General features: G+C 48.1%; 18 protein-coding genes. 7 read left to right on the forward strand and 11 right to left on the reverse strand.

Annotated features, from left to right (window positions below; genetic code table 11):
- Window positions 1-7: 7 nt before the first annotated feature.
- The gene (locus Y79_RS0114400; RefSeq protein WP_016938324.1) at window positions 8-742 is read right to left on the reverse strand and encodes an MBL fold metallo-hydrolase; all 735 of its coding nucleotides are present in this window, start codon (window positions 740-742) and stop codon (window positions 8-10) included.
- Between the two features lie 156 nt (window positions 743-898).
- Here Y79_RS0114400 and yhfH point away from each other — a divergent pair, with 156 nt between their 5' ends.
- Together yhfH and Y79_RS0114410 are read left to right on the forward strand one after the other, a co-directional pair.
- The gene (gene yhfH, locus Y79_RS1000000120965; RefSeq protein ID WP_016938325.1) at window positions 899-1,033 is read left to right on the forward strand and encodes a protein YhfH; all 135 of its coding nucleotides are present in this window, start codon (window positions 899-901) and stop codon (window positions 1,031-1,033) included.
- 233 nt (window positions 1,034-1,266) lie between these two features.
- Complete coding sequence (locus tag Y79_RS0114410; protein WP_016938326.1) at window positions 1,267-2,556, forward strand: cation:dicarboxylate symporter family transporter; 1,290 nt, start codon at window positions 1,267-1,269, stop codon at window positions 2,554-2,556.
- A 39-nt stretch (window positions 2,557-2,595) separates the two neighbouring features.
- Here Y79_RS0114410 and Y79_RS0114415 read toward each other — a convergent pair whose 3' ends face one another.
- Window positions 2,596-3,627: a M42 family metallopeptidase gene (locus Y79_RS0114415; RefSeq protein ID WP_032864854.1), complete on the reverse strand. Its 1,032-nt coding sequence runs from the start codon at window positions 3,625-3,627 to the stop codon at window positions 2,596-2,598.
- Window positions 3,628-3,825: 198 nt separating this feature from the next.
- On the opposite strand from Y79_RS0114415, the gene Y79_RS0114420 reads away from it, so the two are divergent.
- Window positions 3,826-4,056, forward strand: a complete 231-nt coding sequence (locus Y79_RS0114420) for a hypothetical protein (RefSeq protein WP_155816750.1) — start codon at window positions 3,826-3,828, stop codon at window positions 4,054-4,056.
- A 59-nt stretch (window positions 4,057-4,115) separates the two neighbouring features.
- Window positions 4,116-5,093 carry a beta-ketoacyl-ACP synthase III FabHB gene (fabHB, locus tag Y79_RS0114425; RefSeq protein WP_016938329.1) on the forward strand — a complete coding sequence of 326 codons (978 nt, stop codon included), beginning with the start codon at window positions 4,116-4,118 and terminating at the stop codon, window positions 5,091-5,093.
- A 61-nt stretch (window positions 5,094-5,154) separates the two neighbouring features.
- Here the strand turns inward: fabHB and Y79_RS0114430 are convergent, their stop codons facing one another.
- The 6 genes from Y79_RS0114430 to Y79_RS0114455 form a co-directional block, all read right to left on the reverse strand.
- Window positions 5,155-7,488 (reverse strand): YhgE/Pip domain-containing protein, encoded by a 2,334-nt coding sequence (locus Y79_RS0114430; RefSeq protein ID WP_016938330.1) that lies wholly within the window; start codon window positions 7,486-7,488, stop codon window positions 5,155-5,157.
- A gap of 71 nt (window positions 7,489-7,559) precedes the next feature.
- Window positions 7,560-8,132 (reverse strand): TetR/AcrR family transcriptional regulator, encoded by a 573-nt coding sequence (locus Y79_RS0114435; RefSeq protein WP_016938331.1) that lies wholly within the window; start codon window positions 8,130-8,132, stop codon window positions 7,560-7,562.
- Between the two features lie 148 nt (window positions 8,133-8,280).
- Window positions 8,281-9,714 (reverse strand): protoporphyrinogen oxidase, encoded by a 1,434-nt coding sequence (gene hemY, locus Y79_RS0114440; RefSeq protein WP_016938332.1) that lies wholly within the window; start codon window positions 9,712-9,714, stop codon window positions 8,281-8,283.
- A 27-nt stretch (window positions 9,715-9,741) separates the two neighbouring features.
- Window positions 9,742-10,677, reverse strand: coding sequence for a ferrochelatase (gene hemH, locus Y79_RS0114445; protein WP_016938333.1), 936 nt, complete (start codon window positions 10,675-10,677; stop codon window positions 9,742-9,744).
- A 75-nt stretch (window positions 10,678-10,752) separates the two neighbouring features.
- A complete protein-coding gene (gene hemE / locus Y79_RS0114450; protein WP_029575331.1) occupies window positions 10,753-11,814 on the reverse strand; it encodes a uroporphyrinogen decarboxylase in 1,062 nt (353 codons plus the stop codon).
- A 123-nt stretch (window positions 11,815-11,937) separates the two neighbouring features.
- Complete coding sequence (locus Y79_RS0114455; protein ID WP_016938335.1) at window positions 11,938-14,079, reverse strand: transglycosylase domain-containing protein; 2,142 nt, start codon at window positions 14,077-14,079, stop codon at window positions 11,938-11,940.
- Window positions 14,080-14,201: 122 nt separating this feature from the next.
- Between Y79_RS0114455 and hmoB the strand changes: the two genes are divergently transcribed.
- The 3 genes from hmoB (at window position 14,202) to Y79_RS0114470 (ending at window position 17,458) form a co-directional block, all read left to right on the forward strand.
- Window positions 14,202-14,702: a heme-degrading oxygenase HmoB gene (hmoB, locus tag Y79_RS0114460; RefSeq protein WP_016938336.1), complete on the forward strand. Its 501-nt coding sequence runs from the start codon at window positions 14,202-14,204 to the stop codon at window positions 14,700-14,702.
- A 114-nt stretch (window positions 14,703-14,816) separates the two neighbouring features.
- Window positions 14,817-16,202 (forward strand): membrane protein, encoded by a 1,386-nt coding sequence (locus Y79_RS0114465; protein ID WP_016938337.1) that lies wholly within the window; start codon window positions 14,817-14,819, stop codon window positions 16,200-16,202.
- A gap of 68 nt (window positions 16,203-16,270) precedes the next feature.
- Window positions 16,271-17,458 carry a M20 family metallopeptidase gene (locus Y79_RS0114470; RefSeq protein ID WP_016938338.1) on the forward strand — a complete coding sequence of 396 codons (1,188 nt, stop codon included), beginning with the start codon at window positions 16,271-16,273 and terminating at the stop codon, window positions 17,456-17,458.
- A gap of 22 nt (window positions 17,459-17,480) precedes the next feature.
- On the opposite strand, the gene Y79_RS0114475 is transcribed toward Y79_RS0114470, so the two are convergent.
- From Y79_RS0114475 to ecsA, 3 genes are read right to left on the reverse strand one after another with little or no spacing between them, the layout of a single operon-like run.
- Window positions 17,481-18,185, reverse strand: coding sequence for an EcsC family protein (locus Y79_RS0114475; protein WP_016938339.1), 705 nt, complete (start codon window positions 18,183-18,185; stop codon window positions 17,481-17,483).
- Window positions 18,186-18,227: 42 nt separating this feature from the next.
- Window positions 18,228-19,454, reverse strand: coding sequence for an ABC transporter permease (locus Y79_RS0114480; RefSeq protein WP_016938340.1), 1,227 nt, complete (start codon window positions 19,452-19,454; stop codon window positions 18,228-18,230).
- Window positions 19,447-20,190: an ABC transporter ATP-binding protein EcsA gene (ecsA, locus tag Y79_RS0114485; protein ID WP_016938341.1), complete on the reverse strand. Its 744-nt coding sequence runs from the start codon at window positions 20,188-20,190 to the stop codon at window positions 19,447-19,449. The genes Y79_RS0114480 and ecsA overlap by 8 nt, the downstream gene beginning before the upstream one ends.
- Between the last annotated feature and the right edge of the window lie 130 nt (window positions 20,191-20,320).

The raw sequence follows: 20,320 nt of genomic DNA on the forward strand, positions 1-20,320 counted from the left end.
TCCTCCTCTATTTCTCCCACTTCAATCCGGAGGCCGCGATTTTCACTTCGCCCCCGAACACGGTTTCCGCTTCTTCTTTCAGTTTGCGGTGCTCGCCGAAGTGAGGCAGATGCGTGAGAATCAGCTCCCCCGCTCCCGCCTCCTTCGCGATACGTCCGGCTTCCAAGCTGTTCATATGGCCGGCTGACGTGCCGTCCTGGTCTGCGTAAAAATTGCACTCGCAGATCAGCAGATCGGCATTTTCCGCAAACGGAATAAACGAGTCCTGATAGCTTGAATCAGCCGTATACACAACGGAAGCAGAACCGTCAGTAATGCGCATCGCATAACAAGTGACCGGATGCACCGTTTTCAGGAAGGTAATCGTGAACGGCCCGGCAGAAAGCGGACAGTCCGGCTGATAGGCCATTCCCTTTGTATGCGTTTTGTATGTAAGACGCTCAAACTGTTCTATATCAGCATCATGCCCGTAAATCGGCAGCGCATCCGTTCCTTTTCCAAGAAATGACCCGACCTGCTTGGCAAATTGAAGCGGCCCGATATCAGCAATGTGGTCATGATGATAATGAGACAAAATCACGGCATCAAGCTCTTCTGCCGGTACATAAGCAAACAGCTTTGATAATACGGCGCTTCCGCAATCGACGAGCAAAGAATAACCGCCGGACTGAAACAGATAGCCTGAAGTTGCTTCATTTGCGGCCGGAAACCCGCCGCAGCATCCAATAACTGTAACTTTCATAGCATCCTCCGAATGTTTAAGATAAAAGATCCTTTCCTCCAATATACCTATTTTTCGTATAAATTGCATGTTTTAAACATTGTGCCAAAACAGCCGTTGATTTTCGTTAACTGTTATAATACAATGTAGAGACAACACAACGAAAGAGGGATGGGTATGTTGGATAAAATAACAGAATTTTTTAGAAATCTGCCCGGTAAAAAGTGTGCGGAATGCGGCAAAGAAATAGCTGAACAGCATGAATGCTATGGAAATGTTTGTGACGATTGCTTGAAAATAAAGGATATGTGACAATAGGGTGCCGCACAGTCAAAAGTGTGCGGCACCTTTATTTTTCGGCCGGCGCCGTACTTTCTGAATAGGGTGTTATCCACCATTATTAGCAATCATCTGTATGTTTTGTACAATTCAGTATTTTCAATCTATAATTTTTTATAGACGAATTGTTTTCTTTTCTATTATAATTTGTTCTAATAGCTATCTTTTTAGATACTTATTGCACTTTTTTCTTCGGGAGGTAATCTATGAAAAAATTACGTTTTGGATTAGCGACGCAAATTTTCGTCGGACTCATACTAGGGGTTGTAGTCGGTGTCATCTGGTATGGCAATCCTGCTGTTCCAACTTATTTACAGCCTATCGGCGATTTGTTTTTACGCTTAATCAAAATGATCGTGATTCCAATCGTCGTCTCCAGCTTAATCATCGGCGTTGCCGGCGCGGGAAGCGGAAAACAGGTCGGAAAATTAGGCTTCAAAACGATTTTGTATTTTGAGATCATTACCACTTTCGCCATCATTCTCGGACTGGCTTTGGCAAATCTTTTTCATCCGGGAACAGGCGTTAATATACATGAGGCTCAAAAAACAGATATCAGTCAATATGTTGAAACAGAAAAAGAACAAAATAATAAATCCATCGCGGACACATTCCTGCATATTGTACCGACAAACTTCTTCCAATCATTGGCCGAAGGAGATCTGCTTGCCATCATCTGCTTTACCGTGCTGTTTGCACTCGGCATCTCGGCAATCGGTGAAAAAGGAAAGCCCGTATTGGCCTTCTTTGAAGGTGTTTCTCATGCGATGTTCCACGTTGTGAACCTGGTCATGAAAGTTGCTCCGTTTGGTGTTTTTGCATTGATTGGTGTTACCGTTTCCAAATTTGGGCTCAGTTCCCTGCTTTCACTCGGTAAACTGGTCGGTTTAGTATATGTAGCTTTGGCTTTCTTTCTCATTGTTGTATTCGGAATCGTCGGAAAGCTTGCCGGGGTTAACATTTTCAAATTCCTCGCCTATATGAAGGATGAAATTTTATTGGCGTTCAGTACGTCAAGCTCCGAAACTGTACTCCCTCGTGTTATGGAAAAAATGGAGAAAATCGGATGTCCGAAAGGTATTGTTTCATTTGTTGTGCCGATCGGATATACCTTTAACTTAGACGGATCTGTGCTGTACCAATCTATCGCCGCAATATTCCTCGCTCAGGTATACCACGTTGACTTGTCCATTTGGCAGCAGATTACCCTTGTGCTTGTCTTGATGGTCACTTCCAAAGGAATGGCTGCCGTGCCCGGGACTTCTTTCGTCGTCCTGCTTGCGACACTAGGCGCATTCAACATTCCTGCAGAAGGCCTTGCATTCATCGCCGGTGTTGACCGGATTATGGACATGGCCCGTACGGTCGTCAATCTGACCGGAAACGCGCTGGCATCCGTTGTGATGTCAAAATGGGAAGGTCAGTATGATCCCGCTAAAGGCGCGAAGGTCATGAGCCTCGCCAAAACAGAACAAAACACAACCATCTCAGGTTAAACGAAAACCCTGCACGGAACTTTTCCGCGCAGGGTTTTTTTATGCCATCGGCGATAGAACGTACCGGTACAAAAGCTTCGCCGTATTAAGAAGCGATAATTCGTGCGTGCGTTCAAAGGCGTGTGACGCGTCAATTCCCGGGCCGATCAGCCCGTGGACGATGTCATGGCCCGAACGGATGGCTGCTGAAGCATCAGAACCGTAATACGGATAAATATCAAGCTGATAATCAATGCCATAGCGCTCCGCAAGCCCGGCCAGATGTTTTCTGAGCTGATAATGATACGGGCCGCTTGCATCCTTCACGCAAATAGAGACGGTATATTCATCCGTAGACTGGCCGTCGCCGATCGCTCCCATATCAACAGCCAAGTATTCGACGGTTTCAGGCGGAATGTTGGAATTGCCGCCGTAGCCGATTTCTTCATTATTAGAAATCAGAAAGTGCGTCGTATACGGAAGTTCGATTTTCTCTTCTGTGATGCGGCGGATTAAGTTCAGGAGCAGGGCCACACTCGCTTTATCATCAAGATGCCGGGATTTTATAAAACCGCTCGGTGTCATCTGCACGCGCGGATCAAATGAAATGAAATCGCCGACCCTGATGCCGAGATTGGAGGTCTCCTCCTTCGTCCGGACAGGCTCATCAAGGCGGACTTCCATATTCTCCTGATTCCGCTCTGCCTTGCCGGCGTCCTTGTAGACGTGCACTGAAGTCTGATGCATTAAAATGGTGCCTGTATAGGTTTTGCCGGAAGCAGTTTGGATCTCGCAATATTCCCCTTCAATCGAGTTGTATCGGAAGCCGCCGATCAAGTCAATCTTCAGCCGGCCGTCCGCCTTTATTTCCTTTACCATCGCGCCGAGCGTATCGACATGCGCCGTCAGCAATCTGTGTTTCTTGTCATCACGGCCGGGAATCGTGACAAAAAGACCGCCTTTGCGGTTTCTGTAAGAGGAGACGCCCCAGTCTTTTAAAAGACTTTCTGTATAAGCGATAACCTCGTATGTATTGCCCGTCGGACTCGGAATCGACACCAGTTTTTTAATCAGTTCCATCGTATGTTTCATATCTGCCACAGGTCATTCCTCCTATCAATTTGATTCTTCTTAAAATATACTCTTTTGATCCACAACCCGTCCAATCTTTTCCTTCTCTTTTTTCATAAGATGAAGGGAGCATGGGGATAGGAGGGAAATGTATGATCAGCCGTAAATCGCATAAGCGGAAAAGGTTTCATAAAGATTGGTTTGAGGATTGGTTTGAGGATGATTGGTTTGATGCAGACTCCTTCTGGTGCTGTAAAAAAGACAAAGATCCCTGCAAGAAGAAAAAAGAAGAAGAACCTTGTAAGAAGAAAAAGGAAAGAAAGCATCATCATTCATGCCGCCATCATCGCCGCCACTGCTGCCGTCATTGGTAATATCACACAAGCCCGTTTTATAAATAGATGTCTCATGCTCCCCAACCAGCGGATGCTGCTTGGGTTTTTTTATTAAAATTAGTACCAAGTATTAATATCTGGTGTTATAATCTGATTATAAAGGAGTGATTCATCATGTCAAAATCTAAAATTACAGCAATCGGTACATATGCTCCGGCACGCCGATTAACAAATGCGGATTTGGAGCGCATCGTCGATACATCTGATGAATGGATCGTCCAGCGTACCGGCATGAAGGAAAGACGTATTGCCGGCGAACATGAATTCACATCGGATTTATGTATAGAAGCGGTGAAAAACCTTGCAGAACGATACAGCGGGACCCTTGATGATGTCGATATGATCCTTGTCGCTACAACGACGGCGGACTATGCGTTTCCAAGCACTGCGGCACGCGTGCAGGCTCATTTCGGCTGGCCTCACACCGGCGCCCTTGATATTAACGCCACATGCGCCGGACTCACATACGGCCTTCAGCTCGCAGACGCATTAATCACCGCCGGTTCTCATCAAAAAGTGATCGTGATTGCCGGTGAAACATTATCAAAAGTAACGGATTATACTGACCGGACGACCTGCGTCCTTTTCGGAGACGCTGCAGGCGCCTTATTGGTGGAACGCGACGAATCAGCGCCGGGCTTTTTGGCAGCCGTGCAAGGAACGGCCGGGAGCGGCGCGGACGTGCTGTATCGCACGGGGCTGAGCGCAGAATTAAACGACGAGCCGCTTAAGGGCGGAGGAAACATGGTGCAAAACGGGCGCGAAGTATATAAATGGGCGGTCAGAACCGTGCCTGAGGAATGCAATGCCCTTTTAGAAAAAGCCGGCTTTTCAAAAGACGATCTGGATTGGTTCGTTCCTCACAGCGCCAACATGCGGATGATCGAATCCATCTGTGAAAAACTTCCTTTCCCGCTTGAACGGACATTGACAAGCGTTGAATATTACGGAAACACTTCATCGGTTTCTATTATTCTCGCTTTGGATGAAGCCGTGAAAGCGAAAAAACTGTCGGAAGGCCAGACACTGGTATTATTCGGGTTCGGCGGCGGATTGACGTATACCGGATTGCTGGTGAGATGGGGATTTTAATCGAACGATGATCGAAAGCAGAAAAAAGAGGCCCCGAGCATCTGCCCAGGGCCTCTTTTTCTTATGCTGTGATTTCTTCTTCCGCTTTGTGTTCTTTTTTGCTTTGCACCGTAAAGTACACGATGGTCAGCGCGATCATGACAACGGCAATGCCCAATAGAATCGATGCCTGCTGCCACATGTAGGCGTAATCGCCATTTGAAATGACGGCACGGAATCCGTTAATGCTGTACGTCATCGGCAATGCCCCGTGAATCACTTGATAGAATCCCGGGAGGAGTTCAAGCGGGAAGGTTCCTCCGCTTGCCCCGAGCTGGAGCACCAGAATGATGACAGCGATAAAGCGTCCCGGATTTCCCATCGTGGTCGCTAATAATTGAATCATGGACAAGAACGCGATGCTGGTAATCATCGTAAAGAGATAGAATCTCCAGGTGCTTTCCACATCAAGTCCGATTCCTTTTAACAGAACCGTTGCGACAATAACGGATTGAATCAGTCCGACGAGCAGAATGACGCTGAATTTACTGAGGAACCATTCAAACCCGTTTCTCGGACGGCCCGAAGCTTCAGTCAGAGGGAATACGACCGTCAGCATCAATCCGCCGACATATAAGCCCATAGAGAGAATATAAGGCGTCAGTCCGGTACCGTAGTTAGGCACGGAATGAATCGCGTTATCGTCCGTTTTTACCGGATCGGCAAACATGCTGTACGTTTTGTCATCTGTCTTAATGTCCCCGGTTTGATCAGCCGCGTCTTTCAGCTGGCTGGACAGTTGTCCGGTGCCGTCTAAAAGCTTGCTTAAACCGGTGCCGAGAGACGCTTGACCCTGCTCAATTTTGGACGAGCCGTCATGGATTTTGTTTTGCGCGTCAAGCAGTTTCGTTAAGCCGCCAGACACTTGGCCGCTCCCTGACACTAACGCTTCTGATCCTGATTTGAGCTGTCCGAACTTGCTGTTGTATTCGCCGATACCGGCCGTCAGTTTGTTTTGGCTTTCAAAGACGGTCTGCGCTCCGCTGTATAATTTGTCAGTTCCCGCTGTCAGCTGGTTAATCGCGTCTTGTACCGCCGCCGCGCCGTTATACAGTTTCGATGTGGACTGCGGCAGTGCTTTCAGCTGATCAGCCTTCGCTTTTACATCTTCCAGCGCGCTTTTTATAACTGACATATCCGGAAGCTGAACATCTCCGCCGGACGGAAGCTGGCTGACGATATTGTCTAAATCCGGAAGGTCAGCCTTCGGAAGCTTCTCATTCAGAAGCTGAACCAGTTTCGTTTTTTGCTCACCCGTTAAGAAATCACTGTCCTGAATCACCTTTTTGACCGCATCATCCCGGGCATCCAGGCTGTTTTTCAGATCGGAAAGCTTTTTCTTAAACTGCTGCAATTCCTTTTCAGTCTGCTCAAGCTCCCCAACCGCTTTTTCAATATCTGAGAGGTTGACTGAATTGATCGCATCTTCAAATGCCGCCGCTTTTTGCGATACTTCCTGCGCCTTACTGTTTAACGCGCTTAATCCATTCGTTAAATCCGGAAGCTTTTGCTGGAGCTGCTTATGCCCGTCAAGGCTCGTTTTAAGCCCGCTGGCCACCTCGCCTCCTCCTGAAGCAATCTGTCCTGATTTGTCTTGAATGTCGGCGCTTGCGCTCTGCAGTTTTGCGATAGAGCTGTTAAGCGTTTGGATTCCGCTTGTCACTTTCGCCGCTCCGTCGGTAAGCTGCTGTGTTTTGTCGCTGATGGTTGCGGTGCTTTCAGTAAGCTTCGCTAAATTTTCCTTCAGCTTGGCGCTGCCGTCTTTCGCGTTTTTCGTGCCATCGTCTATTTTCTTGGCCCCGCTGCTGGCTTTGCCGAGTCCTTTGGCAATATCTTTAAAGTTGTCAAAAATGACTTTTGCGTATTGCTCTGTCACTTCTTTCGACACGGAGGCTTTCAGTTTATCGATTGCCTTTTCGCCGATTGTCGCCCCGACATAGTTGGATCCGGCGTTCGTATGATATTTCAGATCCAGCTTTTTCGGATTTTTATCCATTACCGTGCTGGCGTTTTTCGAAAAACCTTCAGGAATCTCGACCACTAAATAATATTTAGCATTTAATAAGTCCTTTAACGATTGATCAAGATCGCTTGAAAAATGCCAATCAAAATTATCATTTTTCTTTAATTCTTTCACAAGATCGTCACCGATCTGAAGATGTTTCCCTTCGTAGTCCGCCCCTTTATCCTGGTTGACAACGACTACCGGCAGCTGATCCACCGTGCCGTACGGGTCCCAGTACGCCTTCAAAAACACTCCGCTGTAAATCAGCGGAACGAATAATATGGCAATGATGGGGATTAACAGTTTCTTGCTCGTTACAATGTCTTTCCACTGGCTTTTTATTGTATTCAACCCTGTTGCCTCCTTCCGCAAACTGACTCATTTGACAAAACGGTCACGGCACCTAAAAAGTGAAGGATCATCTATTTAGATAATCCTTGACCGACATACATTTCCAGCAATTCGGCGATCGTCTCTTTTTCAAGAGGCGGATGGTTTTTTTCCCAGTCAAATATCAGCGCGATGTAAAGCTTAAGCATGACAAAAGCGGTCAGCTCCGGATCGCACGGTTTAATGCTCCCGTTTTCAATGGCATATTCTATCTTTTCTTTAATATATGACAGAATGGCCCGCTCCATTTTCGCAATGACATCCTGAACGGCTATTGTACCAATCTCGGCGTTCTCCTGAAAAATTTTAATCGTCAGCTGGTGTGTTTTTCTGAATTCCAAAATCGCGACAAGCGCCCGGTGGACATTTTCGTGAAATGAAAGCTCCGGTTTCATCGCTTCATCGGCGTGTTCCTTCATTTCTCTTAAAATAGTGGTGAAAATATCATCAAACAGTTCTTCTTTGTTTTTGAAAAACGTATAGATGGTTCCCTTTCCCACATTTGCAAGCTTCGCCACCAGATCCATTGTCGTTGCTTTGTAGCCGAATTGTGTAAAAGACTTCGTTGCCGCTTCCAGAATGAGCTTTTTCCGATCGACGGACATGTTTCCCACCTCGTTAAATTGACCGTTTGAACGTTTTAGTCATTTTGTACATAAGATAACTTATCACAGTCGCAAAGAAGATTCAAATGTTTTTTCTTTTTATTGGTGTTCCCTTTACAGAACGGGAACATGCAAAAAAACCTCCGTTTTAAGATAACGGAGGCTGGTACGTTTCAAATAAATAAGCCAGTGAATCATATACGGCGGCTTTTCCCTGGTCGATACAGTCGGGGATGCCAACCCCTTCAAAAGACGCGCCCGTCGCGTATACACCCGGATAGGAAGCTCTCAGCGCGTCTCTGAACTCTTTGATGCGCTCTTTATGACCGACATGGTACTGCGGCATGCTTTCGTTCCAGCGGGTCACACAGGTCATTTCCGGCTCGCCTTTGATATTCATTACTTTTTTCAAATCTTCCATTACGATGTTAATGATCTCGTTATCTGAAAGATCTACGATGGATTCATCTCCGGCTTTTCCGACGTACGCCCTGAGCAGTGTTTTGCCCTCCGGTGCCGCATGCGGCCATTTTTTGTTCGTCCATGTGCAGGCCGTGATGGAGAAGTCGCTGTTTCTTGAGATTACGAATCCCGTACCTTCATGCTCCATCTTGACGGCTCCCTCAGGAAAACCTAAGGCGACGTTGGCGACGGATGTAGAATGCATGTCTTTGAGACATGAAACCGCCGGCAGATCAGAAAGCATTTTCGCCGCGGCTTTATGCGGCGCTGTTACAATGCATCCTTCCGCATGAAGCACTTTGCCGTTATCAAGCGTCACGGAATATCCTTTCTCCTCGCGGCCGATATGGGTGACTTTCGTGCCTTTCATCACTTTTGTCAGCGTAAGCTGCTTTTCCAGCTCCTCCACCAACGTTTGAAGCCCTGTTGTCAGCGTTAAAAACTGCCCCTGCTTTTTGGCAGTCAGCTGCTGTCCTGAAGGCTGCGGACGCGATTTTTTCATGCCGAGAATCAGACTTCTGTGCTTTTGCTCAGTCTGATAGAATTGCGGAAATGTGGACATGAGGCTCAGCTTATCAATATCTCCGGCATAGATCCCTGACAAAAGCGGTTCTATTAAATTCTCAACAACTTCGTCACCGACGCGTCTGCGGAAAAATTCACCCAGAGACTGATCTTCCTTCGGTTTGCTCGCAGGCAGAACAAAGTCAAGCGCCGCCCGCGCCTTTCCGGGAACAGAAAATAAGCCGGTGGAGATGAACGGAGCGATTTTTGTCGGGATGCCCATCACCGCGCCCTTCGGCATCGGATGAAGCGTCTCGTTGACGAGCACGTAAGACTGGCCGGTCGCATTGTTGACGAGCAGATGCTCAAGCCCTAAATCTTTTACGAGCTGGGGAGCGCTTTTTTTCCTTTCCAGAAAAGAATCCGGCCCCCGCTCAATGATGTAGCCGTCTTTATGCGCCGTCTGAATTTTGCCGCCCGCTCTCGGGCCCGCTTCAATCAGGGTGACCTCAAGCGGCAGCTGTTTTTCTTTGATTTCTTTTTCCATGTAGAAGGCGGCGGCTAATCCCGTTATGCCGCCGCCGATGATGACCAGATGTTTTTTATCGCCACTCATTTTTATCGCCTTCTTTACCGTTTAGTTCTACTTGTCCAGCTCTTTCAGCACGACCGCTGCAAGCGCGTCGATAAATTCGGGCTGTGCGTTCGGCATGGCCGGACGATAGTAGCTTGCGCCGACTTCATCGGTCACAGCTTTGCATTCGTAATCATTATCGTAAAGCACCTCTAAATGATCGGCAACGAAGCCTGCGGGCACGTATACAAATGCTTTATAAGGATGCTTTTGATACAGCTCGCGCGTGAGATCCTGCACATCCGGCCCGAGCCATGGATCAGGGGTGTTCCCTTCGCTCTGCCAGCCGACTGCGTAATCGGTAATTCCGGCGCCTTCGGCAATCAGTTTTGCGGATTCCTCCAGCTGGTCAGGATACGGATCGCCGTATTCTTTAATTTTTTCAGGAAGGCTGTGCGCTGAGACGATCAGCATCGCGTCATCCCGTTCTTCTTTCGGCATTGATTCATACGTTTTCTTCACCTGGCTGACCCAATAATCAACGAATTTCGGTTCATCATACCAGCTTTCAACCGACTTGATGGTCAAGCCGCCAAGCTTCTCCGCTTCTTCTTTGGCGCGTTTGTTGTATGACTGGACGCTGAATGTTGAAAAATGAGGGGCGAGCACCAGGCTGACAGCTTCTGTAATGCCGTCTTTATGCATGTCCGCCACCGCGTCTTCGATAAACGGTTCAATATGTTTTAATCCGATGTACACTTTGAATGTGACGTCGTCCTGGATTTCATTTAAACGCTGTCCGAGCTTCTCCGCCTGCTCCTTCGTAATTTTTGCAAGCGGCGAAATGCCTCCTATCGCTTCATATCTGTCTTTTAAGTCTTGAAGCATGTGCGGCTCCGGCTTTCTTCCGCGTCTGATATGTGTATAATAACGTTCTATGTCTTCTTCTTTGTAAGGCGTTCCGTAAGCCATAACGAGAAGTCCCATTTTCTTTTTGCTGCTCATTTTGTTAAACACCTCTTTTGATGGTCTGTCTATCTTGATTTTGACAGGAAAATCTTCTTATAACCAACGATCTGCTCAGGAAGATTGTTCCCCTATTTTAGCCGCGGAGTATTCATGCACAAACGCCGTCAGCCTTTTCAGCGTTTCCGGGTTTACATCAGGGAATACGCCGTGTCCTAAATTGAAAATAAACCGATCCGTTTTCATACCCTGGTCAAGAATCGCTTTCGCTTTTTTCTCGATGACCTCCCAAGGCGCAAGAAGAAGCGACGGATCAAGATTGCCCTGAACCGTTTTTGTGATGCCTTGTTTTCTGGCTTCATCTATGCTGAGTCTCCAATCAAGACCGACAACGTCAAGAGGAAGGTCATGCCAGTCTCCGGCCAGGTGGCTTGCGCCTACGCCGAACATGATCAGCGGAACTTGTTCTGCTGAAAGCTCCCGGAAAATTCTGTCCATCACCGGTTTTATAAATTGCCGGTAATCTTCGCGGTTCAGCGCGCCGACCCAGGAATCAAAAATCTGAATGGCTTTTGCGCCGGCGTTAATCTGCGCTTTTGCATAAACGATAATCATATCCGCGAGCTTGTCCATCAGCATCTGCCACGCTTGCGGCATACTGTGCATGAACGCTTTTGTTTTGTTGTAATTTTTTGAAGGCCCGCCTTCAATCATATAACTGGCCAGCGTAAAAGGCGCTCCCGAAAAACCGATGAGCGGGACATTCAGCTGTTCGTTTACGAGTAATTTGATCGTTTCCAGCACGTAAGGAACATCCTGTTCGGGATTCAGTTCGCCGAGCTTTTCAATATCCGCAGCAGAGCGCACCGGCTGATCGATCACCGGGCCGATTCCGTTTTTAATTTCAACATCCACTCCGATATAAGGAAGAGGCGTCATAATATCTTTATATAAAATGGCAGCGTCCACTCCGTACTGCTCGACCGGAAGTCTCGTCACATACGCGCACAGCTCGGGCTGATGCGTAATTTCGACTAAGCCGTATTTTTCCTTCAGCTTGCGGTATTCCGGCTGTGACCTCCCCGCCTGTCTCATGTACCAGACAGGGACGTGATTTGTTTTTTCTCCCCGTGCCGCTTTTAAAAACGTATCATTAAACGCTTCTCGTTTACTCATCTGAATTTCCACCTTTCCTCCTGCAACCATACGTTCGTGTTCTTCGCCCATTACACTATACCTTGTTTTTTCAAAATGGTATAGAATTGAGGCCTAATGTTCAAAAAATCGCCGAATTCATCATTAAGAAGAGAAAAGCTTCGGCTGAACGTATTCCGTTCCCTCTCCTTCTTGATTCGTCTGTGAATTATATGGAACGACCTTGTATGAAGCCCCTGAAAACAGGTTGGCGTATGGTATGTCAAAGCTGCCTTTTCCTTTCACCGAATCCAGAAGCTTGTCTTTTCCGTCTTTCTTTTCATATATTCGGTAAACAACCCGATCATCCTTTTGAGCATCCCATTTTAATTGAACCGTAATCAGTCCCATCGCCTTAAATGTATAACCGGCCGACAGGGACTTCACCGCTTTCAGCTCAATCGGGCTTCCCAGTTCTTTCACATTTTCAGGCTTTTTGAATGCTTTGCCGTTTTCCCCCGCTTTTGTGACGATATCTTTAAAGAGTCTGACAGGATACTGGCTTCCGCCTTTCAGGTAATGGGTTTTATCTGTTTTGTCATACCCCATCCAGATGGCTCCCGTCAGTCCGGGAGTGTATCCCGCAAACCAGGCGTCCTTCGTGGCGCCGGGGACGCCGGTAAATGACGTCGTGCCGGTTTTCCCCGCCAGGCCGCCCTGATAGCTGCCTTGTGAAGCGGTTCCTTCTTTTACGACCTGCTGAAGCATCCTCGTCATATTCCATGCCGTCTGTCCGCTGAAGACGCGCGTTTTGCCGTTTTTAGGCCCGGAAATCGTTTCTCCGTCTTCGTCCGTGATGTTCTCTATAAAAAATGGCTTCGTATACATTCCGTTTGCCGCAAATGTATGATAAGCTCCGGCCAGCTGAAGCGGGGTGACGCCTTCTGACAGACCGCCCAGCGCAATCGCGAGTCCGTTGTCAGATATGTTTATGCCGTTTTTATTAAGATACGATTTTCCCGTATCCACGCCGATCTGCTTCAATGTCCAGACAGCGGGCGCATTTATGCTGTAGGTGATCGCGTCCTGCATCGTCACTTGCCCCTTGTACTGTCCGTCATAATTTTTCGGTTCGTACCCGTTGTAAGACTGCAGTTTGTCTTGAAGAAGCGAGTATGGTTTGAACTTGTCCTCCTGCATGGCGGGCCCGTATACGGCAAGCGGCTTAAACGTTGAGCCCGGCTGCCGCGGCGCCGTTACCCTGTTGTATCCTTTTGTCACGTAGTCGCGCCCGCCGACCGCCGCGCGGACGCCTCCGGTTTTATTATCAATAAAGACGGCGCTTCCCTCCGCCGCCTGATCCGTTCCCGGAAAATAGCCGCTTTCCCTCATGAGCGTATATGCCGTTTTCTGCAGTTTGGAATCAAGCGATGTCCGGATCGTATAGCCGCCTTGAAGGAGCTGTTCGCCTGACATCGAATAACGGGATTCCGCCTCCTTGATGACAAGATCGATATAACTGTCAAACCAAGGCGTTTCAGATGTTTTCTTGATATGAAGCCCCAATGTCCGGCCCTGGGCTCTGACGGCTTCTTTTGCGCTGATATAGCCTTGATCGTTCATCATGGAAAGAATCGTATCGCGCCGCTCTTTATTTTTGCCGGGATGCTGAATCGGCGAATAAAGGGAAGGCGCCTTCGGTATAGCCGCCAGAACGGCGCCTTCTGCAACGGTTAAATCTTTTACTTCTTTATTAAAATAGTAGTGAGACGCGGCTTGAATGCCGTAAACGCCATGACCGAAATAGAGCTGGTTCAGGTACATTTCAAGCAGCTTATCCTTGCTGTAATCACGCTCAAGATTGATGGCGATAATGACTTCCTTCGTTTTGCGCAAAAATGTTTTATCATGAGTTAGAAAAATGTTTTTCGCCAGCTGCTGGGTGATCGTGCTTCCGCCCTCTACCTTGCCGCCCGCTAAAATATCCCGGAACATCGCCCGGCCGACAGATTTCACATCAATGCCGTGATGTTCGTAAAATCGTTTATCTTCAACGGCGATAAAAGCATCTCTCACATCTTCAGGAACCTCCTGAATGGATACCGGTTCGCGGTTTTCCGTATAAAGACTCGCGATTTCATCACCGTTTTGATCGACGATTTTTGAAGATGCGTGCAGGATTAATTTCTTTTCATCGATGACATAATGGCCGAGAAATATAATGATAATGTATCCGATTAACGCGAGAAAAGCGGTTACCGCCGCAATTACAGCCGGAATAAAGAATCTTTTTTTCTTTTTCAGCATAAGTCACCTCGCCTTTCTTAACTTGTAGTATGGGAAATATTGTTTCGAATTATGTCAGAATGAGTCGCCAATAGAAACTTATACCACTCTTTTGTTATACTAGCAAGCAGGAGGTGGCTGATATGAAGGTTTATATTACATATGGGACAGCCGATTTTTTAAAAACGATTGCAAAGAAACACCCAAATGAGAATATGGTGCTGATGCAAGGAGAGGAAAATGCGATTTTAATCCACGAGACAAATGGAGAAACCGTTTTTCAGGCGCCCCATTCCTATGAAAGCATCGACAGCGTCGGGGAAATCAAACATCCGGGCTACGCCGTCCTCAATAACATCGCCGTTACCCAGGAAGGCCGTCCGCTGTTTGAAAACCGGTTTAAAAACCGCGCCGGCAAAGTGGAAAATGAACCCGGTTTTGAAGCCATCCGCGTATTAAGGCCGCTTGAAGGCGATACGTATGTCATCCTGACCCTGTGGGAAGAGGAAAAAGCCTTTCAGGGCTGGCAGCAGTCAAACTCTTATCAGGAAGCCCATAAAAAACGCGGAACATCAGCCGGCATCGACACGACGTCCATTTTCTCCCGCCCGTCTTATGTAACCGCTTATTACGCTATAGATTAAAACCGCCGGAGATTCTCCGGCTTTTTTTAGTCCCGATTTTCCGCCTCCCCTTTGCACCTTCCGCCCGCCTATGAATAACCTGTAGCAATCCTATTTATAAACGGAGTGGTTCAATTGGGGATCGGCATCTACTCGGTACATCTGCTTTATGTTGCTTTTATCGCGGCCATTATCGTTTTTATGCTTCTCAGAAAAGATACAACCTTTATTTCACTTGCCGGTATTTTTGTGATTGCGCTATGGACGACGCATTCATTCTCCGCTTCGGTCAGCAGCCTGTTTCACAGCTTCACGTATGCCGCCGGGGAATTGCTGCCGACAATTTTTATTATTTGTTTTATCGTGGCGATGAGCGGACTTTTGACCAAAACAGGTATTAATGAAGCGATGATTTCTCCGTTTGCGAAGCTGATGAAGGGGCCGGCTGCCGCGTATTGGATCATCGGCTGCCTGATGTTTGCCATCTCTCTTTTTTTCTGGCCGTCACCCGGTGTGGCGCTGATCGGCGCTGTGCTGCTTCCCGCGGCGATCCGGGCGGGTCTTTCTCCGATCGCCGCGGCAATGGCGATGAACCTGTTCGGCCACGGATTCGCTTTATCAGGTGATTACGTCATTCAGGCGGCCCCGAAATTGACAGCCGATGCCGCGGGCGTTCCTGTGGGCGATGTCATGCAGGCTAGTATTCCGCTCGTTTTAATCATGGGATTAACGACGACAATCACCGCTTTTTTTCTCATCATGCGGGAGCGAAAAAAAACGCAGGCCCCCCTCTCCTTTGACAGCTCCGGTTCTTTGGACACAAGCATGTATCTCCCGAAAAAACTCAGGGTGACTCTGGCTGTTCTCATTCCGCTTGTTTTCCTCGCCGATGTTATCTGCATGATCGTCTACCGCCTGCAGGGAAATGATGCGACGGCACTCGTCGGGGGAACGGCGATCGGCATTCTCCTGATCATTCATTTCATCGTGCATAAGCAGCGGCATTTAGAAAAGATCACTGAGTATTTTATCGGCGGTTTTCAATTCGGCTTTAAAGTATTCGGCCCCGTCATTCCGATCGCGGCGTTCTTTTATCTTGGTGACGCGGGGTTTAAAAGTATGTTGAACACCCCCCTGCCGAAAGGGTCTGCGGGTATCGTCAATGACCTTGGCCTGGCGCTGTCTCATTCCTTTCCGATGTCCGGGGAATTCGCCGGCATCGCCCTGACCGCAGTCGGTGCGATTACCGGGCTTGACGGTTCAGGCTTTTCCGGTATTTCTCTTGCAGGATCGATGGCAAAGCTGTTTTCCGCCGCGCTTCATACGAATCCGGCCGTTTTAACGGCGCTGGGCCAGATTTCAGCGATCTGGGTCGGGGGCGGAACATTGGTCCCTTGGGCACTTATTCCCGCTGCGGCTATTTGTAAAGTTGACCCGTTTGAGCTTGCCAGAAAAAACTTTATCCCGGTGACGGCCGGGCTTATCGTCACGACGATTGCTGCCATCATCATTCTTCCGTAGCAAAAAGATTGAAATCTTCTGACATTTTCTATACAATCATGGGAAAAGCAGACGAGGGGGCACCGCTTTTGACATTAACGACACTTCAAAAAAGCTTGTACGCTCAGCTTGACGGGCTGCATGAGGAAATGGTTGAAATCAGACGTCACCTTCACAGGAATCCCGAGCTTTCCTTTAAAGAAAAAAAAACACCGGCATTCATCGCTTCGTTTTATGAAAAGCTCGGCGTTCCCATCCGGACGAACGTGGGGGGAAACGGCGTCACAGCCTATATTGAAGGCGGAGAACCGGGACCTTGTGTCGCGCTCAGGGCTGATTTTGACGCTTTGCCGATACAGGATGAAAAAGATGTGCCCTATGCTTCACAAATTCCCGGCGTCATGCACGCCTGCGGCCACGACGGCCATACGGCAGCTCTGCTTGCTGCCGGAAAAGTGCTTTATCACAACCGGGAAAAACTGAAAGGATCATTTGTGATGATCCACCAGCACGCCGAGGAATTATCTCCCGGCGGAGCAACATCAATGATTGAGGACGGCTGCCTTGAACATGTCGATGCCGTTTTCGGCACACACCTATGGGCGACTGAACCCGTCGGAACGGTCTTATGCCGCCCGGGCCCAGTAATGGCCGCCGCTGACGGCTTTACGATTAAAGTCATCGGCAAAGGCGGCCACGGTGCGATCCCTCACGATACGAAAGACGCCGTTTTAATCGGCTCTCAAATCGTCACGGCCCTTCAGCATATCGTGAGCCGGCGTGTAAACCCTATGCAGCCGGCTGTCATCTCAGCGGGCTCATTCATCGCTGAAAATCCGTTTAACGCCATTGCTGATCAGGCAGTCATCACAGGCACCGTACGCTCGTTTGATGAAGAGGTGCGCAGCCTGCTTGAAGCAGAAATAGAAGCCGTCGTAAAAGGGATCTGTTCCATGCACTCCGCTTCCTATGAGTATCGTTTCAAACGCGGCTATCCCGCCGTCGTCAATCATCCGGAGGAAGCGGCGCACGCTGCGGCAGCCGCCGCGGAAACAGACGGCGTCACGAAAGTCGTTGAAGGAGAGCCGCAGATGGCGGGAGAGGATTTTTCCTATTATCTGCAGCATACAAAAGGCGCTTTTTTCTTTACGGGCGCCGCTTTAGACGATGCGGAATCTATTTACCCTCACCATCATCCGAAATTTGATTTTAATGAAAAAGCGATGCTGACCGCCGCCAAGGTGCTGATCGGCGCCGCGGTGAGCTACCCCCGATAGGCATTAAAAAACAGCCGGTACATTACGTACCGGCTGCTGTGATTCTTAAATGATAAACGTGCCTTGCCGTCTCGCCGAGCTGTGACAGCAGTTTATAATTGGCCGCTCCGCCCACGGCGGCTCCGACGACCGGCAAAAGCTGAAACAATTTCACCACGTCCAGATAGTCGCGGTATTCCTGCTGAAAAACTCTCCAATCAACTTCATGCTTTTTTGAATCCCAATGTTCAATGATTGAATATATGCGTTTCCGCTGTTCACCGCTTGAGAAAGCAAGCTGAAAAATAAACAGCAAAAACAATCGTTCATCTCTATCTTTCACATCATAGCCGTAAACGGAGGCAAGATCGAACAGACATTTCATTTTAATGGACAACAGCAAAGGAAAGTCAGCCATCCCAAAAAAAATTCCGCCGGCCCCCGTACCGATGCCCTCGGCTGCCGCCACCTTTTGATAGGATGCGATAGTTTGTCTGGCAAGGGCATCTTTTTCTGTAAGCGACATGCCGCTTGTATCCCGCTTGCTTTTTACCAGGTTTGACCCCGCCATTGTTGCCTCGGTCATTTTTTTAATGCTTTCTGTGATGACGGCATGAATTTTTCCGGGAATCCGCTCATTTATTTTCGCCTGCATGCCTGTAGAAAAACGTTCAAACATGGAATCCTTACGCAAAAAACGCGCTTTCCATTGCAGGGCTTCCTGTATCAGCTGCTGATCGCCGGTCATCCGCGTCTCCTTCTTTCGTAAAGGTTTCAAAAACCCGTTTGATTACAGCCTGCCGTACTTTTTCAATCTGCCGCCCATATACGAAGGCATAATCACAAAGATCAGGACGGCTGAAGCGATAGCGGCATAAAGCGCCCCGCTGACTCCCGCGGCATAGGCCGACGCTGCCGAAAACAGCAGTGCCTGCACGGTTAACGCCGATTTCATCAGTGAAAAGAAACTTTTCAGCTTCACTTTCTGATTGACCGGGTAAAGCTCCTGTAACGACAGATGTTGAAAATGCCCGAACAGCGGCAAAAGCTGTATCCCCGTAATAAAGACGGTAAATACGGTTAACGCCGCCGTTATCAACGGATTGGCGGAAACGAGCATAATAATCAGGATAAAAATAATCGTGAGCCTGACCTGAATGCCCAGATAATCATTTGAGCGAAGAAAGGCCCGGGCATACATATAGGAGAACGTTTTCCGCTGCTCGAACGGAATCATTCTGAGCAAAAAGTCGAGATACGCCCGGCGTTTTGCCTGTTTCTTCAAGTGAGGCACATCGGTAAACAGATTGGCAATTCTGTAAAACCGCTGCTTCCTTCTTAATTCATATTCAATATGAGCTTCCCATTTTAACGATTTATGTTTCGCGGCTGATGTGAAATAGACATAAAGGCCGGCCATCACAATGTAGACGGCGGCAGCGTACAGATAAAACGATTGTAAGACGAAGTATAAAAGCAGCATGTTGCAGATAAAACGTATGACTGCATCCATCATTTTCATACTTCTGTCATTCATAAATGTCATCCGCCACTCCATGGCCTGATTCCACGCTTTCACCGCCAGCATCTGAATAAAAACGGCGGCATACGACGCAAGCGACGCCCCCGGACTTACAGCGAAAAACAGAGGCATGCATACAAGCGACAGAGCGATAAGCGGAAACAGCTGTGACAGATAGCTGTACTTGAATGCATGCTTAAAGTAAGTCCCCATTTTCGGTTCAAGCGGCAGCAGGAACACGAGATCTGCTTCCTTTAACAGCGTCCGGACGTATGAACCCGTCAGCACGATCGAAAAGAGCACCGCCATCACCCAAAAGGACGGGAAATGAACGGGAATGTCTTTGACCCATTTGCTGTACCAGCTCGCAGCGCCGGCAATGAAAAAGATCAAGACAATGACGAGATGATCATTGAGCATATATTTCATATACATTCTGGTTTCCTTTATATGCTCCTCAAGCCGGGACTGCCAAATAGTAGACATATTATTCATGGCCGGCGTCTTCCTTCGTCAGTTCAATATATAAATCATCAAGAGCGGCGTCTCTCATGCCGAACTGCTCTCTCAATTCTTCCAGCGTGCCGCTTGCGCGTACTTCGCCGTTATGTAAAATGATGAAAGCGTCACAATAGCGCTCTGCCGTCGCCAGTATATGCGTTGACATCAGTACGCTTGATCCGGCTTTTTTCGCGGCGTCCATCCGCTCCAGCAATGCATTGATCGCAAGCGGGTCAAGTCCGAGAAACGGCTCGTCAATAATATAAAGCGAAGGCTCCGCGAGAAACGCACACATGATCATGACTTTCTGCTTCATCCCTTTGGAAAAGTGAGCGGGAAACCATTTCAGCCTTTTTTCCATTCTGAATTCTTTCAGAAGCGGCGGAAGCCTTTTTTCAAGCGTTTCTTTCGAAAGGCCGTACGCCATGGCCGTCAGCTCCAAATGCTCTTTGAGCGTCAGTTCTTCATACAGCACCGGCGTTTCGGGGATATACGTAAATTGCGAACGATAACCCTCTTTATCCTCTGAAAACGTCTTGCCGTTCAGCTCGATCGAGCCTTTATGCGGGTCCATTAAACCGATAATATGCCGGATCGTCGTGCTCTTGCCCGCGCCGTTTAATCCGATGAGTCCGACAATCTGGTTCGGCTCAAGGGTGAATGAAACATTTTTTAAAACCGGGTTTCTCGTATAACCGCCGGTTAAGTCTTTTACCGATAGCAGAGACATAATTTCTCCCCTTCTGATTCGTTTTTCTTCATAGTACCAAAAATAAAGGCTGATTTGAAACGATTCCCTTTTTTTCTCACGTAAAAAAGCCTGCATAGTTATCGTGATAGCGGACATCATAATGTGTGTA

The organism is Bacillus siamensis KCTC 13613, assembly GCF_000262045.1.
GTDB classification, from domain to species: domain Bacteria; phylum Bacillota; class Bacilli; order Bacillales; family Bacillaceae; genus Bacillus; species Bacillus siamensis.

Coding starts and splice junctions, on each gene's coding strand:
- Y79_RS0114400 (WP_016938324.1), bottom strand. CDS start 742: ATGAAAGTTACAGTTATTGGATGCTGCGGCGGGTTTCCGGCCGCAAAT.
- yhfH (WP_016938325.1), top strand. CDS start 899: ATGTTGGATAAAATAACAGAATTTTTTAGAAATCTGCCCGGTAAAAAG.
- Y79_RS0114410 (WP_016938326.1), top strand. CDS start 1,267: ATGAAAAAATTACGTTTTGGATTAGCGACGCAAATTTTCGTCGGACTC.
- Y79_RS0114415 (WP_032864854.1), bottom strand. CDS start 3,627: ATGAAACATACGATGGAACTGATTAAAAAACTGGTGTCGATTCCGAGT.
- Y79_RS0114420 (WP_155816750.1), top strand. CDS start 3,826: ATGATTGGTTTGATGCAGACTCCTTCTGGTGCTGTAAAAAAGACAAAG.
- fabHB (WP_016938329.1), top strand. CDS start 4,116: ATGTCAAAATCTAAAATTACAGCAATCGGTACATATGCTCCGGCACGC.
- Y79_RS0114435 (WP_016938331.1), bottom strand. CDS start 8,132: ATGTCCGTCGATCGGAAAAAGCTCATTCTGGAAGCGGCAACGAAGTCT.
- hemY (WP_016938332.1), bottom strand. CDS start 9,714: ATGAGTGGCGATAAAAAACATCTGGTCATCATCGGCGGCGGCATAACG.
- hemH (WP_016938333.1), bottom strand. CDS start 10,677: ATGAGCAGCAAAAAGAAAATGGGACTTCTCGTTATGGCTTACGGAACG.
- hemE (WP_029575331.1), bottom strand. CDS start 11,814: ATGAGTAAACGAGAAGCGTTTAATGATACGTTTTTAAAAGCGGCACGG.
- Y79_RS0114455 (WP_016938335.1), bottom strand. CDS start 14,079: ATGCTGAAAAAGAAAAAAAGATTCTTTATTCCGGCTGTAATTGCGGCG.
- hmoB (WP_016938336.1), top strand. CDS start 14,202: ATGAAGGTTTATATTACATATGGGACAGCCGATTTTTTAAAAACGATT.
- Y79_RS0114475 (WP_016938339.1), bottom strand. CDS start 18,185: ATGACCGGCGATCAGCAGCTGATACAGGAAGCCCTGCAATGGAAAGCG.
- Y79_RS0114480 (WP_016938340.1), bottom strand. CDS start 19,454: ATGAATAATATGTCTACTATTTGGCAGTCCCGGCTTGAGGAGCATATA.
- ecsA (WP_016938341.1), bottom strand. CDS start 20,190: ATGTCTCTGCTATCGGTAAAAGACTTAACCGGCGGTTATACGAGAAAC.